This is a genomic window from Actinosynnema sp. NPDC091369 (assembly GCF_044757065.1).
In the GTDB taxonomy this organism is placed as follows: Bacteria; Actinomycetota; Actinomycetes; order Mycobacteriales; family Pseudonocardiaceae; genus Actinosynnema.
Map to the genome: position 1 here is coordinate 37,061 of NZ_JBIVUG010000020.1, position 17,799 is coordinate 54,859.

Here is a 17,799-nt window from a genome sequence, read left to right on the forward strand (position 1 = left end):
AGTCGTGCTCACCGAGTTCACCGGGTTCTCCGCCCTCGCGGAGCTCGCCACGCTCATCACCGTGGCCGACCCCCCTGTCGTCGACCACTGGGGACACGTCGAGAGGCGTTTCCGGGAGTGGGCGGGCCGACCCGGCCTGCGGGAGAGGCTGCGCGGGCACCTGCGCGCCCTCTCACCGCAGGACGAGATGCGAGTCGTGGCCAGATCCCGCGAGACGACGACCCACTTCGCGTGGTGCCTGCGGGACGAGCCGGCCGAGCCGTTCACGTTCTGGCTGCACGAGTACAAGCCGCAGCGGGACTGGCGACCCGGGTACGCCGACTCCGTCCACAACCACCGCTACCACTTCTGCACCACCATCCTGTCGGGCTCCTACCTGCACGAGCGCTTCACCGCGGACGTCGCCGACGACGGCACGCGGATCGTGTCCGCCACCCTGCTGCGCAGCGCCGAGGCCACCGAGGGCGCTTCGGGCACGATGCTCGCCCACGAGTTCCACCGCATCCCGAAGGCCACGGACGACACGATGACGTTCCTGGTCAAGTCGCGCGCGGTCAGCCCGTGGAGCCTCAGCTACGACCCCGACACCCGGACCAGCCACCGGCACGTGCCGGTCGAGGCGAGGTTGGAGGACCTGACCAACAACCTGTAATCCGCGCCAAGGATCATCGCGCGCGCCTACCATCGGCCCACCCGGCACGGGAGGGTCCAATGAGTACTGTCACGAAGGCAGTCACGGCGCAGGCGATCTCCGAGGTCGAGGGCGAGGTCTGGCGGCTGTGCCGCGACCTGGCCGCGAAACTGCAGTTCCACGGCTGGCACCACGTCAGCTTCGTGCGGGACAAGGCCGTCCACTTCGCCCGGCGCAACTCCTCGGACGTGGCGCTGGTCGAGGTGGCCGCCCTGGTCCACGACGTGAACTACATGGTCCGCCGCAACTCGCTGCCGGTGGACGGGCGGCGGCTGCGGCTGGACATCCTGGCGCGCGCGGGCGTGCCGGACGAGGTCGCGGCGCGGGTGGACGCGATCGTCGAAGAGGCCGAGATGCGCACCCGCCACCGCGACATCTCGCCGGAGGCGCAGGCGCTGTCCGACGCGGACACGCTGTTCAAGGCCCTGCCGGTGACGCCGGTGGTGCTCGCGCCCCGGTACCTGGAGGAGAACGGGATCACGCTCAGGGAGCTGGCGCACAAGATCGTCGGCGAGCAGCGGGGCAAGCACGACGAGGGGTACTACTTCTACGACCCGGAGGCGGCGGCCACCTACTCGCGGTGGGCCACGGCGAACCTGGAGCTGTGGTCGTGCATCGTGGAGTCGCTGGACGACCCGACGGTGAACGAGCTGCTGTCGGCGGTCTCCTAGGCCGGCTTCTCCCAGACGGCCACCTCGAACTTGACCCACCGGTAGGAATCGACGTCCACCACGACGAAGCCGGCCCAGCGGCCCTCCGTCGTCTTCACGCAGAAGGACGCGCCCTCGCCCACCATGTCGCTGTTGATGTAGTCGTCCACGGCCGTGGCGGCCGCGCACTCCTGGTGCGTGGGCGGCAGCTCGGCGAGCTTCTCCTTGACCAGGACGATGTGCGCGGCGCGCAACCCGCCCTCGTACTTCAGGTCGGTCCGCTGCGTCGTCTTGGCGTCGACACCGCCGTTGTCCTCGGTGTTCGGGTCCAAGTCGATGGTGTAGTCGTAGTTGAGGGTCACCTCGCCGGCGCGGACCTGGCCCGCGGCGAGCGAGGTCTGGACGGTGGCGGTCGTCGACGCCGCGGCGGACGTGGTGGTCGTCGTGGGGTCGGTCCCGACCTGCGCCGCGACGGTCGTGGTGGTGGTGGTCGTCGTAGTGGTCCCGGGTTGGGCGGTGCCCGGGGTGGGGCGCAGCTCCAGGCCGCCGAGCACACCGCCCGTGGCGGCGCCCACCACCGTCAGCAGCACCGGCACCACGAAGTGCTTGGTCAACTGCTGGTGTGGCCGGCGGCCCCAGCGGTAGAGCAGCCAGACACCCACGAGGGTGACCACGGCGGCTGCGACCAGGGACAGCGGCACCTGGTCCTTGATGCCGCCGACCACGGACAGCAGCAGGCCGGCGACGCCCGCCATGCCGCCGAACACCTGCCAGCGGTCCACCGTCGCCTTGTCGAACGTTCCCCGATCGGGTGGCGGCCCATCCCCCTGCACGACCATGCGATCAGGCTAGCTATCCGCAAATATGCGGAAAGTGCATCAAGCTCAGAACGGCCAGCCGAGCACCGGCAGCCCGATCACCGCGTCCACGGCCAAGCCGCAGAACACGAGCATCAGGTACAGGTTCGACATGTGGAAGAACTTCATGGTGTTGGTCGACCCGCCGCGCCGCACGACACCGTGCAGCCGGTGCGCGAACACCGCGAACCACACGCCCGACGCCGCCGCGATCGCCACGTAGATCCACGACGTCACCGGGGCCAGCAGCAGCGTGCAGACGACCGTGATCCACGAGTAGATGACGATCTGGCGCGTCACCTGCTGCGCCGTCGCCACCACCGGCAGCATCGGCACACCGGCCCGCGCGTAGTCCTCCTTGAACTTCATCGCGAGCGCCCACGTGTGCGGCGGCGTCCAGAAGAAGATCACGCCGAACATCACCAGCGCGGGCCACGCCACCGTGCCGGTCACCGAGGACCAGCCGATGATCACCGGCATGCAGCCGGCCATGCCGCCCCAGATGATGTTCTGCGAGGTCCGGCGCTTGAGCACCAGGGTGTAGACGAAGATGTAGAACAGGATCGTGGCCACCGCGAACACGGCCGAGATCAGGTTCGTGGTCAGCCACAGGAACCCGAACGACACCACGCCCAGCACGATGCCGAAGATCAGCGCGTTGCGCGGCGGGATGGCGTCCTTGGCCAGCGGCCGGGCGCTGGTGCGCTTCATCACCGAGTCGATGTCGGCGTCGACGTAGCAGTTGAGCGCGTTCGCCGAGCCGGCGGCCAGCGTGCCGCCCGCCAGCGTGCACGCGATCAGCCACAGCGGCGGCAGGCCGCGGGCGGCCAGGAGCATCGCCGGGATGGTGGTGATCAGCAGCAGCTCGATCACCCGGGGCTTGGTCAGCGCCACGTAGGCGCCGACGACCTGCCGGGGCGACCGCGCCGGAGCCTCGGTGACGGCACTCATGGCGTCGCGCTCCTCAACAGGTCGGGGGATGCTGCAGATCGTAACCGCGCGTTCCCCGGGCAGCCCGTTCGGGTACTCCCTGAACGCACTCATCACGCCTGTGCGTACACCCACAGAGCGTGAGTGGTACGAGGGTCCGCTCGGCGGACTAGGCTGGTCGGCGGACCTTGGTAGCCGCGGATCGGGCCTGACGGGATCGATTAAGTTCACGCCGGCCGTCACAACCGCCGCCTAGTGAGTTTGGAGCTGGAAGTCAGTGTCCGTCACCGATGACATCGCCCGGTTGACCGAAGCCCACCTGCCCGAAGATTGGACCGACCTCGACACGCGCGCGGTGGACACCGCCCGCGTGCTCGCCGCCGACGCCGTGCAGAAGGTCGGCAACGGCCACCCCGGCACCGCCATGAGCCTCGCGCCGCTGGCGTACACGCTGTTCCAGCGCGTGATGCGGCACGACCCGGCCGACGCCGACTGGATCGGCCGCGACCGGTTCGTGCTCAGCGCGGGCCACTCGAGCCTCACGCTCTACGTCCAGCTGTTCCTCAACGGCTACGGCCTGGAGCTGGACGACCTCAAGGCGCTGCGCACGTGGGGCTCCAAGACCCCCGGCCACCCCGAGCACCGGCACACCAACGGCGTGGAGATCACCACCGGCCCGCTGGGCCAGGGCCTGGCCTCCGCGGTCGGCATGGCGATGGGCGCGCGCCGCGAGCGCGGCCTGTTCGACCCGGACACCCCGGCCGGGCAGAGCCCGTTCGACCACCACATCTTCGTGATCGCCTCCGACGGCGACATCGAGGAGGGCGTGACGTCCGAGGCGTCGTCGCTGGCGGGCACCCAGAAGCTGGGCAACCTGACCGTCATCTACGACGACAACAAGATCTCCATCGAGGACGACACGACCATCGCGCTGTCCGAGGACACCGCGAAGCGCTACGAGGCGTACGGCTGGCACGTGCAGGTCGTCGAGGGCGGCGAGAACGTCAAGGGCATCCAGGAGGCCCTGGAGAACGCCAAGGCCGAGACCGAGCGCCCGTCGTTCATCCTGCTGCGCACCATCATCGGCTTCCCCGCGCCGAACAAGCAGAACACCGGCGCGGCGCACGGCGCGGCCCTGGGCGCGGACGAGGTCGCCGAGGTCAAGCGCATCCTGGGCTTCGACCCGGAGCAGACCTTCGAGGTCGCCGACGAGGTGCTGGAGCACACCCGCGCGGTGATCAAGCGGGGCGAGGCCGCGAAGTCGGAGTGGCAGCGCTCGTTCGACGCGTGGGCGCAGGCCAACCCGGAGCGCAAGGCGCTGCTGGACCGCCTGGTCGCGCGCGAGCTGCCCGAGGGCTGGGCCGAGGCGCTGCCGTCGTGGGAGCCGGACGCGAAGGGCGTGGCCACCCGCAAGGCGTCCGGCGAGGTGCTCAACGCGCTGCGCGACGTGCTGCCCGAGCTGTGGGGCGGCTCGGCCGACCTGGCCGAGTCGAACAACACCACGATGAAGGGCGTCGACTCGTTCGGCCCGGAGTCGATCTCCACCAAGATGTGGAGCGCCAACCCGTACGGCCGCACGCTGCACTTCGGCGTCCGCGAGCACGCCATGGGCTCGATCCTCAACGGCATCGCGCTGCACGGCCCGACCCGCCCGTACGGCGGCACGTTCCTGGTGTTCAGCGATTACATGCGGCCGGCGGTCCGCCTGGCGGCGCTGATGAAGTCCGCGGTCACCTACGTGTGGACGCACGACTCCATCGGCCTCGGCGAGGACGGCCCGACGCACCAGCCGATCGAGCACCTGGCCGCGCTGCGCGCGATCCCGGGCCTGACCGTGCTGCGCCCCGGTGACGCCAACGAGACGGCCGCCGCGTGGCGTGCCGTGATCGAGAACCCCACCGGCCCCGCCGGCATCGCGCTGACCAGGCAGAACCTGCCGGTGCTGGAAGGCACCAAGGAGAAGGCCGTCGAGGGCGTCGCGCGCGGCGGCTACGTGCTGGAGGGCGACGAGGAGCCCGAGCTGATCCTCATCGCCACCGGCTCGGAGCTGCAGATCGCGGTCGAGGCGCGCAAGGTGCTCCAGGCCGAGGGCGTCGCCGTCCGGGTCGTGTCCATGCCGAGCGTCGAGTGGTTCGACGCGCAGGACAAGGGCTACCAGGAGCAGGTGCTGCCGTCGTCGGTGAAGGCGCGCGTCGTGGTCGAGGCGGGCATCGCCCAGCCGTGGCACCGGTTCGCGGGCGACGCGGGCGAGATCGTCTCGATCGAGCACTTCGGCGCGTCGGCGGACTACCAGACGCTGTTCCGCGAGTTCGGCTTCACGACGGAGAACGTCGTCGCGGCGGCCCGCCGGTCGCTCGGCCGGACCAAGTAGAGACTTCAGGGGAGTTGACGAGATGAGCACCAATCCACTGGCCGCGCTCAGCGACGCGGGCGTGTCGATCTGGCTGGACGACCTGTCCCGCGAGCGGCTGAACACCGGCAACCTGGCCGGTCTGATCGCCGAGCAGCACGTCGTCGGCGTGACCACGAACCCGACGATCTTCGCCACGGCCCTGTCCAACGGCTCGGTCTACGACGAGCAGGTGCGCGAGCTCGCCGCCCGCGGCGCCGACACCGACGCCGCCGTGCGCGAGATCACCACCACGGACGTGCGCAACGCGTGCGACCTGTTCCGCGACCTCTACACCGCCACCGACGGCGTCGACGGCCGCGTGTCGATCGAGGTCGACCCGCGCCTGGCCAACGACACCGAGGCCACCGTCGCCGAGGCGCTCGACCTGGCCAAGGCCGTGGACCGGCCCAACCTGCTGGTGAAGATCCCGGCCACGGTCGAGGGCCTGCCCGCGATCACCCGCGTGCTCGCCGAGGGCATCAGCGTGAACGTGACGCTGATCTTCTCCGTCGAGCGGTACCGGCACGTGATGGAGGCGTTCGTCGCGGGCCTGGAGCAGGCCAAGGCCAACGGCCACGACCTGCGCGGCATCCACTCCGTGGCGTCGTTCTTCGTGTCCCGCGTGGACACCGAGATCGACAAGCGGCTGGACGCGCTGGGCACGCCCGCCGCGGCCGGGCTCCGCGGCAAGGCCGCCATCGCGAACGCGGTGCTGGCCTACGCGGCGTACCAGGAGGTGTTCCGGGGCGAGCGCTGGGAGGCGCTGGCCGCCGCGGGCGCCCGCGCGCAGCGTCCACTGTGGGCGTCCACCGGCGTGAAGGACCCGCAGTACTCCGACACCCGGTACGTGGACCAGCTCGTGGTGGCCGACACGGTCAACACGATGCCGGAGAAGACGCTGCACGCGGTCGCCGATCACGGCAAGATCGAGGGCGACAAGGTCACCGGCCGCGCGGCCGAGGCGCAGGAGGTCTTCGACGGGCTGGTCGAGGTCGGCATCGACCTCGACGACGTGTTCGTCGCGCTGGAGACCGAGGGCGTCGACAAGTTCGAGAAGTCGTGGGCCGAACTGCTCGACACGGTGACCGGACAGCTGAACCAGGCCAAGGGCTGAGACAGCCGAGAACGGGACAGGACTGACATGACCGAGGTGATCTCCGTGGAGATCGTCCGCACACCCAACCAGAACCAGGTCGACACCGTGATCGGCGACCTGGTCCGGGATTCGGCTCCGAGCAGGCTCACCGCGGGGGACGCCACCCTGTGGGGTCCCGACGCGGAGCCGGAGGCGTCGATCCGCCTGGCGTGGACCACGCTGCACGAGACGTCGCGCCCGCTGGTCGCGGAGATCACCGCGCTGCGCGACGAGCTGCTCGCCGAAGGCGTGGACCGCGTGGTCCTCGCCGGCATGGGCGGCTCGTCGCTGGCGCCCGAGGTGATCACGGGCACCGCCCGCGTGCCGCTGGTGGTCCTCGACACCACCGACCCCGGCCAGGTGGCCGAGGCGTTGGCGGGCGACCTCGAGCGCACGGTCGTGGTGGTGTCGTCCAAGTCGGGCGGCACCGTCGAGACCGACAGCCACCGGCGGATCTTCGAGGCCGCGTTCACCGCGGCGGGCATCGACGCGGCGTCGCGCATCGTCGTGGTGACCGACCCGGGCTCGCCGCTGGAGGCGGCGTCCCGGGAGGCCGGCTACCGCAAGGTGTTCCTGGCCGACCCGCACGTCGGCGGCCGCTACTCGGCGCTGACCGCGTTCGGCCTGGTGCCCTCGGGCCTGGCCGGCGCGGACGTCGGCGCGCTGCTCGACGAGGCGGCGGCGGCCGCGCCGCTGGTGTCCGCCGACTCGCCGGACAACCCGGCCGTGGTGCTGGCGGCCACGTTCGCGGTGGCGCACGCGCACGGCGCGGAGAAGGTCGTGTTCGCCGACACCGGCTCGGGCATCGCCGGGTTCGGCGACTGGGCCGAGCAGCTGATCGCCGAGTCGACCGGCAAGAACGGCACCGGCCTGCTGCCCGTCGTGGTGGAGGGTCCGGGCGCGCCCGGTTTCGTGGACGCCCGCACGGACGCCACGACCGTCGCGATCGGACCGGCCACCGGCTCCTCGACGCTCTCGGTCGAGGGCACGCTCGGCGCGCAGTTCCTGGTCTGGGAGTACGCCACCGCGCTGGTGGGCCGGGTGCTGGAGATCAACCCGTTCGACCAGCCCGACGTCGAGGCGGCGAAGAAGGCGGCCCGGTCCCTGCTGGACTCCCCCGCCGCGTCGTCGGCCGAGCCGGCCTTCGTGGACGGTCCGATCGAGGTCTTCCCCAGCGAGGGCTGGCTGCCGTCGGACGTCAAGACGGTCGCCGAGGCGTTGCAGGCGCTCGTCGCCGCCGCGCCCGAGCACGGCTACCTGTCCGTGCAGGCTTACCTGGACCGGGTCGACGACGCGTCGTTCGCCCTCGTCCGCCCGGAGCTGGCGCAGCGCTCGCACCTGCAGACCACGTTCGGGTGGGGCCCGCGGTTCCTGCACTCGACCGGCCAGTACCACAAGGGCGGCCACCAGAACGGCGTGTTCCTGCAGCTGACCGGGGCGTCCGAGCAGAACCTGGACGTGCCGGGCAGGCCGTACGACCTCAGCACGTTGCAGCTGGCGCAGGCGCTGGGCGACGGGCAGGTGCTGGCCGAGCGGGGCCGCCCGGTGCTGCGGCTGCACCTGACCGACCGCGTCGCCGGGCTCGCGCAGCTGGTGGAAGCGATCCAGGAGGACGGTTCGTGACCTCGTCCATCAAGCGCAACCCCCTGCGCGACGCGCGGGACAAGCGGATGCCGCGCATCGCCGGGCCCTCCGGCCTGGTGATCTTCGGCGTGACCGGTGACCTGTCGCGCAAGAAGCTCATGCCCGCCATCTACGACCTGGCCAACCGCGGCCTGCTGCCGCCGGGCTTCGCGCTCGTCGGCTTCGCCCGCCGCGACTGGGCCGACCAGGACTTCATGCAGGTCGTGCACGAAGCGGTCAAGGAGCACGCGCGCACGCCGTTCCGGCAGGAGGTCTGGGACCAGCTCGCCGAGGGCATCCGCTTCGTGCAGGGCACGTTCGACGACGACGCCGCGTTCGACTCGCTCGCCGCGACGCTGTCCGACCTGGACCGCGAGCGCGGCACCGGCGGCAACCACGCGTTCTACCTGTCGGTGCCGCCCAGCGCGTTCACCACGGTGGTGAACCAGCTCAAGCGCGCGGGCCTGGCCACGCCGCCCACCGACAAGCCCGACCAGTGGCGGCGGGTGGTCATCGAGAAGCCGTTCGGCCACGACCTGGCCAGCGCCAAGCAGCTCAACAAGACCGTCAACGACGTCTTCCCCGAGGAGTCGGTGTTCCGCATCGACCACTACCTCGGCAAGGAGACGGTGCAGAACATCCTGGCGCTGCGCTTCGCCAACCAGCTCTACGAGCCCATCTGGAACGCCAACTACGTCGACCACGTGCAGATCACCATGGCCGAGGACATCGGCCTCGGCGGTCGCGCGGGCTACTACGACGGCATCGGCGCGGCGCGTGACGTGATCCAGAACCACCTGCTCCAGCTCCTCGCGCTCACCGCGATGGAGGAGCCGGTGTCGTTCCGGCCGAGCGACCTGCGCGCGGAGAAGGTCAAGGTGCTCTCCGCGACCCGGTCGATCGGGCCGTTCGACGAGACCACCGCCCGCGGCCAGTACACCGGCGGCTGGCAGGGCGGGCAGAAGGTGCCCGGCCTGCTGGAGGAGGGCGGGTTCGCCAAGGACTCGGTCACCGAGACCTACGCGGCCATCACCTGCGAGGTGAACACGCGCCGCTGGGCGGGTGTGCCGTTCTACCTGCGCACCGGCAAGCGCCTGGGCCGCCGCGTCACCGAGGTGGCCGTGGTGTTCAAGCGCGCGCCGCACCTGCCGTTCGACGACACCTCCACCGAGGAGCTGGGGCAGAACGCCCTGGTGGTGCGGGTGCAGCCGGACGAGGGCGTGACCATCCGGTTCGGGTCCAAGGTGCCGGGCAACTCGATGGAGGTCCGGGACGTCACGATGGACTTCGGCTACGGCCACGCGTTCACCGAGTCCTCCCCCGAGGCTTACGAGCGGCTGCTGCTGGACGTGCTGCTCGGCGAGCCGTCGCTGTTCCCGAAGAACGACGAGGTCGAGCTGTCCTGGGAGATCCTCGACCCCGTGATCAAGCACTGGAGCGCCACCGGCGCGCCGGAGAAGTACAAGGCAGGCACCTGGGGGCCGGCGTCGGCGGACGAGATGCTGGCCCGCACCGGCAGGCACTGGAGGCGTCCGTGATCATCGACCTGCCCTCGACCACCACGTCGCAGGTCAACAGCAAGCTCGTGCGGCTGCGCGAGGAAGGCGGCGCGGTCACCCTCGGCCGGGTGCTGACGCTGGTCATCGTGACCGACGACGGCACCAAGACCGAAGAGGCGATCGACGCGGCCAACGACGCCAGCCGCGAGCACCCGTGCCGCGTGATCGTGGTGGCGCGCGGTGCGCGCAAGGCCGCACCCCGGCTCGACGCGCAGATCCGCGTCGGCGGTGACGCGGGCGCGTCCGAGGTCATCGTGCTGCGCCTGTACGGCGAGCTGGCCAACGAGGGCGCTTCGTGCGTCGTGCCGCTGCTGCTGCCGGACACCCCGGTGGTGGCGTGGTGGCCGAACGAGGCGCCCGCCGTGCCCGCGCAGGACCCGATCGGTCAGCTCGCGCAGCGCCGGATCACCGACGCGGCGGCGGAGAAGAACCCGATCAAGGCGTTGGAGCAGCGCCGCACCGGCTACACGCCCGGTGACACGGACCTGGCGTGGACGCGGTTGACGCTGTGGCGGGCCATGCTCGCGTCGGCGTTCGACCTGCCGCCCTACGAGAAGGTCACCGAGGCCGAGGTGAGCGGCGAGAGCGACTCGCCGTCGACCGACCTGCTGGCCGCGTGGCTCGCCGGGTGCCTGCGGGTGCCGGTGAAGCGGGCCCGGGCCACGCGCGGCGAGGGGATCGTGGACGTGCGGCTGGAGCGCCGGTCCGGCGTGGTGGAGCTGTCGCGCCCGGACGGCAAGGTCGGCACGTTGACGCAGCCGGGCCAGCCGGAGCGGCGGGTGGCGTTGCAGCGCCGCCAGGTGCGGGACTGCCTGGCCGAGGAGCTGCGCCGGCTCGACCCGGACGAGGTGTACGAGGCGGCGCTGCGGTCGCTGGGCAAGGTGGTGCGCGGTCGGACGCCGGCCAAGGCCGCCACCGCGACCCGCAAGCCCGCGCGCGCCGCGTCGGGTGCCGCGTCCGGTGCCGCCAAGGCGAAGTCCGACGGTGGTGCCGGCGCTCCGGCTTCGACCTCGGCTCCGGTTTCGGCTTCGGCTTCGGTGGAGGGCAAGGCCGCCGCGGACGGCAAGGCGGACGCCAAGCCCGCGAAGGCCCCGGCGAAGACGTCCGCCGCCGCGAAGGCCGCGGGTCCGAAGGCCGCCAAGGCTTCGACCGCCAAGGGCTCGGCTCCCAAGGCTTCGGCTCCCAAGGCCGCATCGAAGGCGCCGAAGGCGAAGGCGGGCTCGTGAGCCGTCCCGAGGTGGTGGTGCACCGTGACGGCGTGCTGCTGGCCGCCGCCACGGCCGCCCGCCTGGTGACCAGCCTGGTGGACGCGCAGACCGCGCGCGGGTCGGCGTCGCTCGTGCTCACCGGCGGGCGGACCGGCATCGCCGTGCTCGAGCAGCTGCGCGCCACGCCCGCCCGCGACGCGGTGGACTGGAGCCGGGTCGACCTGTACTGGGGCGACGAGCGGTTCCTGCCCTCCGGGCACCCCGAGCGCAACGAGACCCAGGCGCGCGAGGCGTTGCTGGACCACGTCCCGGTGCCGGCCGAGCGCGTGCACGTGATGGAGCCGTCGGACGGGCGGTTCGGCGACGACCCGGAGGCGGCCGCCGCGGCGTACGCCGACGTGCTCGCCGCCGCCGCGGGCCCGGACGGCTCCGTGCCGTCGTTCGACGTGTGCCTGCTCGGTGTCGGGGAAGAGGGGCACGTGGCCTCGATCTTCCCCGAGTCGCCTGCCGTGCGGGAGCGGGAGCGGTCGGTCGTCGCGGTGCGCGACTGCCCCAAGCCGCCGCCGACCCGGGTGAGCCTCACCCTGCCCGCGATCCGCGCGGCGCGGGAGGTCTGGCTGATCACGACCGGCGCCGCCAAGGCCGCCGCCGTGGCCACCGGCCTGACCGACGAGGACGAGTCCGCGCTGCCCGCCGCCGGCGCTCGCGGCCTGCGCCGCACCCTGTGGCTGCTCGACACGGCCGCCGCCGCCGAGGTGCCGGACCCGCTCGCCCCGCCCTCGGCCTGACCGCCCACGGGTTCCACTGCCGCCGTCGCCCTCCCGGGCGCGGCGGCAGTCGGCGTTCCGGGGTGAGTTGGCGCACTCGGGTCCGGTCTCCACGCACGTTGTCCGCTGACCGGACGTTCGCGCTCGCAATTTTGTGCGGCGCCGGGCGTCCCTTTCCGGTAGTCAGAGCATCTCGAAGGGTGAGCGGGTGGATCGACGCACGTCGGGGCGGAAAGGCGGGTCATGCCAAGCGTGATGACAGCGCAGTACGGTGAGGACCGGCGGATAGCTGACACAGGAGGTCGGGCCCTGGCCGGCAACGCTGTCGAGAGGCTGCCGAGCGGTCGGGTCAACGGCGTTCCGACCGAACGGGTGCGGCGTGCTGCCTTCCTCGGGTCGTTCGGGCGGGTGCTCGGCCGGCTGTCCGGGCGGCACCGGCGGCTGGCGTTCGACGTGGCGGCCGTCGGGATCTCGGCGCTGGACGTGTGGCTGCGGGTCGTGCCCGAGGCCGAGGGCTACAACTACGTGCTGTCGGCCATCTCGGTGGTGGCCGTGGCGCTGTGCCGGCGGTTCCCGTTCCTGGTCGTGCTGATCACCGTGCCCGGGTTCCTGGCCGGATGGGCGCAGTTGGCCGCGATGATCGCCCTGGGGGTGCTGGCGCGGCAGAAGCTGCTGTCGGCGCAGACCTACGTCGGGGCCGCGCTGGTGTGGCTGAGCCGGTTCTTCGTGTGGCCGCCGGACGAGTTCATGGGGCTCGACTGGAAGACGCACGTGCACAACGCGATCTACGGGTGCATCGTCGCGGGCATGCCGATCGCGATCGGGTTGCTGGCGCACGCGCGGGAGGAGTTGTCGGCGCGGATCTCCGAGCTGGCCGCGAGCCGGGAGCGGGAGCGGATGCTGCACGCCCACGCGGTGCGGGCGGACGAGCGGGCGAGGTTGGCGCGGGAGATGCACGACGTCGTGTCGCACCAGGTGAGCCTGATCGCGATGCAGGCGGGTGCGCTGCGGGTGGCGGCGGCCGATCCGAACGCCAAGCAGGTCGCCGGGACGATCCGGATGTTGAGCACGAGGACGTTGGACGAGCTGCGGCAGCTGGTCAGCGTGCTGCGGACGACGAACGGCGACGACTCACCGCAACCCCGGATCGAGGACCTGGCGCAACTGGTGAGCTCCGCGGGCATCCCGGCGACGCTGACCGTCCAGGGTCCGGTGGCCGACCTGCCGGCCCCGGTGTCGGGCGCGGCTTACCGGACGGTGCAGGAGGCGTTGACGAACGTGCGCAAGCACGCGTGCGGCGCTCCGACGGCCGTGGTGGTGGTCGCTGATGCCGATCACCTGTGCGTGGAGGTGCGCAACGAGGCTCCGAAGGGGTCGGTGGACGGCGTGACGCTGCCCAGTGGCGGTCATGGCTTGGTGGGCCTGCGCGAACGCGCCGCACTGCTGGACGGCGAACTCGAAGCCGGCCCGACGGACAGCGGCGGCTTCGCCGTCAAGGTAACGTTCCCCCTGGTCAGACCCCTGGAACCCTGACCCGCCCGGTCCCCCTATCGGGTCAGCCGCCAGGTCGACGCCAGGCTCAGGATCAGCCGTCAGGTCCAACACCAGCGGTCAGGGTCGACGCGAGCCGCCGAGCCGGGAGCCTGCCGTCAACGCAACGCCGACCGCCGGGCCGCCACCGCCGTGCACACCGCTGCCACCGCACCCAGCCCGCCGCAGACGAGCGCCGGCCACAGGTCGGGCGTGTGGCGCAGCAGCACGGACGGCAGGAGCCACACGGCCACGCCGAGCCCGAACCCCAACGGCGCTGCCACGACCACCGCGCCGGTGCCTGCCCTCGATCCCGCCCCCGATCCCGCTGCCGCGCTCACCGGACGCCGCCGCAGCGATCGCAGGATCGACTCGAGGTACGCGAGCGTGAACAGCAGCAGCACCGCGCTGCCCGCGCCCATGATGCTGATCAGCGGGTGGGTGAGTGGCTGGAGGGAGTAGTCGGCGGACTGGCCGTCGGACGTCACCGTCGCCACCGCCGCGCCGCCCACGATCCACCGACTCGCGCCCGGAAGCTCGAACGTCAGCGGTGACGGCGGGGGTGTGGGGGCGTCGGGAGAGGTGGCGTCGGGGGATGTCGGCGCGGTGGTGACGGCGGGTACGTCGGCCAGGGTGATGCCGGCGGCGGTCACGGTCAGGTGGGCGGTGGTGGGGTTGCCGTGGCCCAGGGAGAGCGGCTTGGTCAGGTCGGCGGCGTGGACTGGCAGGGCGCGGCCCGGGACGGTGAAGGGCAGGGCGAGCATCAGGGCCCCGGTCAGGGCGGCGGCCAAGGCGAGCCAGCGGGTCGGTTTCGGGGCGGTCAGGAGTTGGGCGGCGGGGACGAGGGTTTGTGCGCCCAGGTGCACCGGCGGGGGTGGAGTGTCGGTGAGGGTTGCGCGGACGGGGAGGTTGAGGGTGTCCCGGGGGAAGTGGTGGTTGGGCGAGGCGAAGGTCGGGGAGGAAGAACCGGGAGAGGGGAGGGTGGTGGAAGGAACGGTGAGGGAGGTGGGGTGGGGGCGGGTGGTGGCGGCGGCGACGTGCGGGGTCAGGTGGATCGGGGTGCCCAGGCGCAGCAGCCAGTCCCGGCCGAAGACCTCCGCAGCGGCGGTGGCCAGGTCGACGGCGAAGGTCTCCGCGTTGCGGTAGCGGGATTCGGGGTCGCGTTCGATCCCCCGCATGATCACCCGGGCGAGTGGATCCGGTACCTCGGTCAGGGGGCGGGGTTGGTGGTAGACGTGACGCTGGATCATCGCCAGCGCCCCACCCCCGCTGTCGAACGGCAACCGGCCGCTCAGCAGCTCGTACAGCACCGTCGCCGCGCCGTAGACGTCGGCCGCCGGGCTCAACGGGTTGCCCAGCGCCTGCTCCGGGGCCAGGTACGCGGGTGTCCCGAGCACCTGCCCGCCGTGCGTCACGAGCGTCGCCCCCTCGCTCACCACCTGCGAGATCCCGAAATCGGCGACCTTCAGCACCCCGCCGGCGGTGAACAGCAGGTTCTTCGGCTTCACGTCCAGGTGCAGCACCCCGGCCTCGTGCGCCGCGTGCAACCCGGACAGCATCGCCAGCCCGTAGGCACACGACGTAGCCGGGGTGACACCTGAACCGGTGAACTTCGACCACACCGTGCCACCGTCGAGCTTCTCCATCACCAGCAGGTGCTCGCCGCGGTCCTGGACGTAGTCGTACACGGGCACGATGTGCGGGTGGTCGAGCCGCGCCAGCAGCCGCGCCTCGTGCGCGAACCGGGCGCTCATCCGCTCGTCCGACGCGAGCACGCCGGGCAGCCGCTTCACCGCCACCGCCCGTCCCAGCGGCCGGTGCACGGCCGCGTACACGACCCCCATCCCGCCGCGCCCGACCTCGGCGCCGACGTCGTACTGCGGCAGCGCCGCGACCACGTTCGCCGACACCGTCACGCGACACCGCCGGGCAACGGCCGCGTGATGCGCTGCGTGCTCTCGGGGTCGCGGGGGAAGTCGTCCACGTCCGGGTGCGGTGTCAGGTAGCCGAGGGCGAACGCGGCCGCCGCCGCGCCGAGGATGAACGGGATCTCCGCGGCGGGTGAGGGCGGCATGATCCGCAGCACGGACAGCGAGATCACCGCGACGAGCCCGGTGCCGACGCCGGCGGGCAGGAACCGCATGGCCCGCTGCCACCGGTTCGCGGGCAGCCGCCGGCGGGCGAGCGCGACCAGCGCGCCCGCCCACGCCAGGACCGTCAACCCGAACACGGCCAACCCGAACACCCCGTACACCGACCACATCGACCCGCGGACGTCACCGGTGACGCCGATCGCCGCGACCAGCTCCCGGTTGGTGTCGAGCACTTCCAGCTCGGTCGGCAGCAGGCCGGTCGCCTGCCCGCCGAGCTGCCCGAGGTCGAGCACGAACCCGCGGGTGACGCTCTGCTTCGCCGGCACGTCGAACGGAACGGTCGTGTCGTAGGAGAAGAACGTCAACGCCAGCGCCGTGCCGGACAGCCGGATCGTCTTGATGTGGCGCACCGTGTTCGTTCCGTTGTGGACGGTCACGGTGATGAGGGAGGAGCGGGCCGGGTCGAGCAGCAGCTCGTCGTCGCCGATCGGGGTTCCGTCCACCGTGGCGTCGATGGTGACCGCGCCCTCGGCGGCGTGGGCGGGGACGACGCCGAGGAAGATCCCGCACAGGAGCAGTAAACCGACGCTGCTCATAATGCGTCTCACAGGGGCACCTCGTCGGTGGGTAGCGGACTGGTCCGGGAGTCGGTATGCGATCGGCAGGAACACTAGCTCTACTCGGTGCCTTGACGTGTGCCGTTACGGCGCTTGTCGCGGCACCGGTATCGGCGCAGCAGCAGGGCGTCGCGACGGCGAACCCGGATTCGGGTCCGCCGGGGAGCTCGTTCACGGTGAGCTGGACCGGCGTGTACCTCGACCCGGACTGCTCGGACTACACCGTGCGCATCCTGTGGGACGGCGGCACGGTGGTCGGCAGCGGCCGGCACTCGGGGCGCGGCGCGGGGTCGGCCACGGCGACGGTGCCGGCGAACGCGGGTGTGGGCGGGCACCGGGTCACGGCGCGGCCGGTGTGCGCGGCGACGTCGAACCCGTCGGACAGCTTCACGGTGACGTCGAGGCCGACCACGACCACCACCGCTCCCCCGGTCACCACGACCACCGACGCCCCGGTGACCACGACGACGACGCGCCCTCCGGTCACCACGACGACCCGGCCGACCACCACGACCACTACCACCACCACGACGACGACCACGACGACGGACAGCTCCGCGCCGGCCACGACCACGTCGGTGACGCCGTACGACGGTGACGGCGCGTTGACGTTGGACAAGGACAACATCCAGCCGGGTGACCCGTTGACCGCCACGGGCACGGGCTGCGACCCGGGTTCGCCGGTGCGGCTCAGCGCGTTGGGCGAGGACGTCGGCACGGCGACGGCGAACGACTCGGGCACGTTCAGCACCAGGGTCGAGTTCACCATGATCCAGCCGGGCCGCCACGTGATCCGGGCGGACTGCGGTGTGGTGCTGGTGGGCAGCGTCGACGTGGCGCTGACCAGTTCCACGGGCGGCTCGTCGTCCACCCTGGTGATCCTGGTGTTCTTCGTGCTGGTGGGCGCGATCCTGGTCCGGCGCCAGTTCGCGGGCCTGTTCGCCAAGCGCTAGGTCGCACCGAGCCGGCCGAGGCGCGAAACGTGCGAGGAGCAGAACGTGCGACGGCCCCCGCGGGAGTTCCGCGGGGGCCGTCGTGCCGTTGTCGCCAGAGCCTGACTAGGGCTCTTCGCGCTGCTTGCGCAGCTTGGTGAGCGCCTCTTCGAGGATCGCTTCACCGTCCGCGTCGGAGCGCCGCTCCTTCACGTACGCCAGGTGCGTCTTGTACGGCTCGTTGCGCGGCGGAGCAGGTGGAGCCTGCTCGTCGCGCCCGGCCGGCAGACCGCACCGGGGGCAGTCCCAGTTCTCCGGGATCTCGGCTTCGACCGCGAACGACGGCCGAGACTCGTGCGCGTTCGCGCACCAGTACGACACCCGACGTCGGGGCGCGGACTCGCCGCGCTCCGATTCGCCCATCGGGCCTGCGCCGACGCGGGTACCGCGAATCGCGTTACCACCAGCCATCGACCCTCACACCCCCACCACGTGGTTTCCCTGTGTCCGTGTCGGCCGACGCCGTCGGCGCCCGCCGACCTGTGTCAGTTGACCTTCATCAACAGCCCGATGCCCACGATGGCGATGACCCAGACCGCGCCGACGAACAACGTCAGCCGGTCGAGGTTCTTCTCCACCACGCTGGAACCGGACAGGCTGGACTGCATACCGCCGCCGAACAACGAGGACAGACCGCCGCCGCGCCCGCGGTGCAGGAGCACGAGCAGGATCAGCAGCAGACTGGAGACGATCAACAGGATCTGCAGGAACAGGATCATTTCTTCCTCGCTGTCAGGCAGGTGACGCCACAGAGT

At 71.7% G+C, this 17,799-nt stretch carries 17 protein-coding genes; 10 read left to right on the top strand and 7 right to left on the bottom strand.

Annotation, left to right across the window (positions count from 1 at the left end):
* Window positions 1–4: 4 nt before the first annotated feature.
* Both ACIQMJ_RS38575 and ACIQMJ_RS38580 read left to right on the top strand, forming a co-directional pair.
* Window positions 5–652, top strand: coding sequence for a hypothetical protein (locus ACIQMJ_RS38575; RefSeq protein ID WP_499765970.1), 648 nt, complete (start codon window positions 5–7; stop codon window positions 650–652).
* A 59-nt stretch (window positions 653–711) separates the two neighbouring features.
* Entirely contained in the window at window positions 712–1,362 is a 651-nt protein-coding gene (locus ACIQMJ_RS38580; protein WP_499765971.1) for an HD domain-containing protein, read from the top strand.
* Here the strand turns inward: ACIQMJ_RS38580 and ACIQMJ_RS38585 are convergent.
* Together ACIQMJ_RS38585 and ACIQMJ_RS38590 are read right to left on the bottom strand one after the other, a co-directional pair.
* The gene (locus ACIQMJ_RS38585) at window positions 1,359–2,180 is read right to left on the bottom strand and encodes a hypothetical protein (RefSeq protein WP_499765972.1); all 822 of its coding nucleotides are present in this window, start codon (window positions 2,178–2,180) and stop codon (window positions 1,359–1,361) included. The genes ACIQMJ_RS38580 and ACIQMJ_RS38585 overlap by 4 nt on opposite strands.
* Before the next feature lie 45 nt (window positions 2,181–2,225).
* A complete protein-coding gene (locus ACIQMJ_RS38590; protein ID WP_499765973.1) occupies window positions 2,226–3,149 on the bottom strand; it encodes a heme o synthase in 924 nt (307 codons plus the stop codon).
* 256 nt (window positions 3,150–3,405) lie between these two features.
* Between ACIQMJ_RS38590 and tkt the strand changes: the two genes are divergently transcribed.
* The 7 genes from tkt to ACIQMJ_RS38625 all read left to right on the top strand — a co-directional run bounded on the left by tkt (window position 3,406) and on the right by ACIQMJ_RS38625 (window position 13,345).
* Window positions 3,406–5,499, top strand: coding sequence for a transketolase (tkt, locus tag ACIQMJ_RS38595; RefSeq protein WP_499765974.1), 2,094 nt, complete (start codon window positions 3,406–3,408; stop codon window positions 5,497–5,499).
* A 22-nt stretch (window positions 5,500–5,521) separates the two neighbouring features.
* Window positions 5,522–6,634 (top strand): transaldolase, encoded by a 1,113-nt coding sequence (tal, locus tag ACIQMJ_RS38600; RefSeq protein ID WP_499765975.1) that lies wholly within the window; start codon window positions 5,522–5,524, stop codon window positions 6,632–6,634.
* Between the two features lie 27 nt (window positions 6,635–6,661).
* Complete coding sequence (locus ACIQMJ_RS38605; protein ID WP_499765976.1) at window positions 6,662–8,278, top strand: phosphoglucose isomerase-related protein; 1,617 nt, start codon at window positions 6,662–6,664, stop codon at window positions 8,276–8,278.
* Window positions 8,279–8,325: 47 nt separating this feature from the next.
* Window positions 8,326–9,816 (top strand): glucose-6-phosphate dehydrogenase, encoded by a 1,491-nt coding sequence (gene zwf, locus ACIQMJ_RS38610; RefSeq protein WP_499766011.1) that lies wholly within the window; start codon window positions 8,326–8,328, stop codon window positions 9,814–9,816.
* The gene (gene opcA, locus ACIQMJ_RS38615) at window positions 9,813–11,063 is read left to right on the top strand and encodes a glucose-6-phosphate dehydrogenase assembly protein OpcA (protein WP_499765977.1); all 1,251 of its coding nucleotides are present in this window, start codon (window positions 9,813–9,815) and stop codon (window positions 11,061–11,063) included. The genes zwf and opcA overlap by 4 nt, the downstream gene beginning before the upstream one ends.
* A complete protein-coding gene (pgl, locus tag ACIQMJ_RS38620; RefSeq protein ID WP_499765978.1) occupies window positions 11,060–11,833 on the top strand; it encodes a 6-phosphogluconolactonase in 774 nt (257 codons plus the stop codon). The genes opcA and pgl overlap by 4 nt, the downstream gene beginning before the upstream one ends.
* 234 nt (window positions 11,834–12,067) lie before the next feature.
* On the top strand, window positions 12,068–13,345 hold the full coding sequence (locus ACIQMJ_RS38625; RefSeq protein ID WP_499765979.1) for a sensor histidine kinase: 1,278 nt from the start codon (window positions 12,068–12,070) through the stop codon (window positions 13,343–13,345).
* A gap of 116 nt (window positions 13,346–13,461) precedes the next feature.
* On the opposite strand, the gene ACIQMJ_RS38630 is transcribed toward ACIQMJ_RS38625, so the two are convergent.
* From ACIQMJ_RS38630 to ACIQMJ_RS38640, 3 genes are all read right to left on the bottom strand, one after another.
* Entirely contained in the window at window positions 13,462–15,258 is a 1,797-nt protein-coding gene (locus ACIQMJ_RS38630; protein ID WP_499765980.1) for a serine/threonine-protein kinase, read from the bottom strand.
* Window positions 15,255–16,043 carry a hypothetical protein gene (locus tag ACIQMJ_RS38635; RefSeq protein ID WP_499765981.1) on the bottom strand — a complete coding sequence of 263 codons (789 nt, stop codon included), beginning with the start codon at window positions 16,041–16,043 and terminating at the stop codon, window positions 15,255–15,257. Before ACIQMJ_RS38635 ends, ACIQMJ_RS38630 begins: the two co-directional genes overlap by 4 nt.
* Window positions 16,044–16,269: 226 nt before the next feature.
* The gene (locus ACIQMJ_RS38640; RefSeq protein WP_499765982.1) at window positions 16,270–16,671 is read right to left on the bottom strand and encodes a hypothetical protein; all 402 of its coding nucleotides are present in this window, start codon (window positions 16,669–16,671) and stop codon (window positions 16,270–16,272) included.
* On the opposite strand from ACIQMJ_RS38640, the gene ACIQMJ_RS38645 reads away from it, so the two are divergent.
* Window positions 16,658–17,005 carry a hypothetical protein gene (locus tag ACIQMJ_RS38645; protein WP_499765983.1) on the top strand — a complete coding sequence of 116 codons (348 nt, stop codon included), beginning with the start codon at window positions 16,658–16,660 and terminating at the stop codon, window positions 17,003–17,005. The two genes, ACIQMJ_RS38640 and ACIQMJ_RS38645, sit on opposite strands and share 14 nt — an antisense overlap.
* A gap of 105 nt (window positions 17,006–17,110) precedes the next feature.
* Here the strand turns inward: ACIQMJ_RS38645 and ACIQMJ_RS38650 are convergent, their stop codons facing one another.
* Window positions 17,111–17,455: an RNA polymerase-binding protein RbpA gene (locus ACIQMJ_RS38650; RefSeq protein ID WP_015103628.1), complete on the bottom strand. Its 345-nt coding sequence runs from the start codon at window positions 17,453–17,455 to the stop codon at window positions 17,111–17,113.
* A gap of 74 nt (window positions 17,456–17,529) precedes the next feature.
* The gene (gene secG, locus ACIQMJ_RS38655; protein ID WP_360449807.1) at window positions 17,530–17,763 is read right to left on the bottom strand and encodes a preprotein translocase subunit SecG; all 234 of its coding nucleotides are present in this window, start codon (window positions 17,761–17,763) and stop codon (window positions 17,530–17,532) included.
* Window positions 17,764–17,799 lie beyond the last annotated feature (36 nt).

Bases quoted from the DNA above. Each gene is read 5' to 3' on its own strand.
- tal (WP_499765975.1), top strand. From the start codon at position 5,522: ATGAGCACCAATCCACTGGCCGCGCTCAGCGACGCGGGCGTGTCGATC.
- ACIQMJ_RS38580 (WP_499765971.1), top strand. From the start codon at position 712: ATGAGTACTGTCACGAAGGCAGTCACGGCGCAGGCGATCTCCGAGGTC.
- ACIQMJ_RS38590 (WP_499765973.1), bottom strand. From the start codon at position 3,149: ATGAGTGCCGTCACCGAGGCTCCGGCGCGGTCGCCCCGGCAGGTCGTC.
- secG (WP_360449807.1), bottom strand. From the start codon at position 17,763: ATGATCCTGTTCCTGCAGATCCTGTTGATCGTCTCCAGTCTGCTGCTG.
- ACIQMJ_RS38585 (WP_499765972.1), bottom strand. From the start codon at position 2,180: ATGGTCGTGCAGGGGGATGGGCCGCCACCCGATCGGGGAACGTTCGAC.
- zwf (WP_499766011.1), top strand. From the start codon at position 8,326: ATGCCGCGCATCGCCGGGCCCTCCGGCCTGGTGATCTTCGGCGTGACC.
- ACIQMJ_RS38650 (WP_015103628.1), bottom strand. From the start codon at position 17,455: ATGGCTGGTGGTAACGCGATTCGCGGTACCCGCGTCGGCGCAGGCCCG.
- ACIQMJ_RS38605 (WP_499765976.1), top strand. From the start codon at position 6,662: ATGACCGAGGTGATCTCCGTGGAGATCGTCCGCACACCCAACCAGAAC.
- ACIQMJ_RS38625 (WP_499765979.1), top strand. From the start codon at position 12,068: ATGACAGCGCAGTACGGTGAGGACCGGCGGATAGCTGACACAGGAGGT.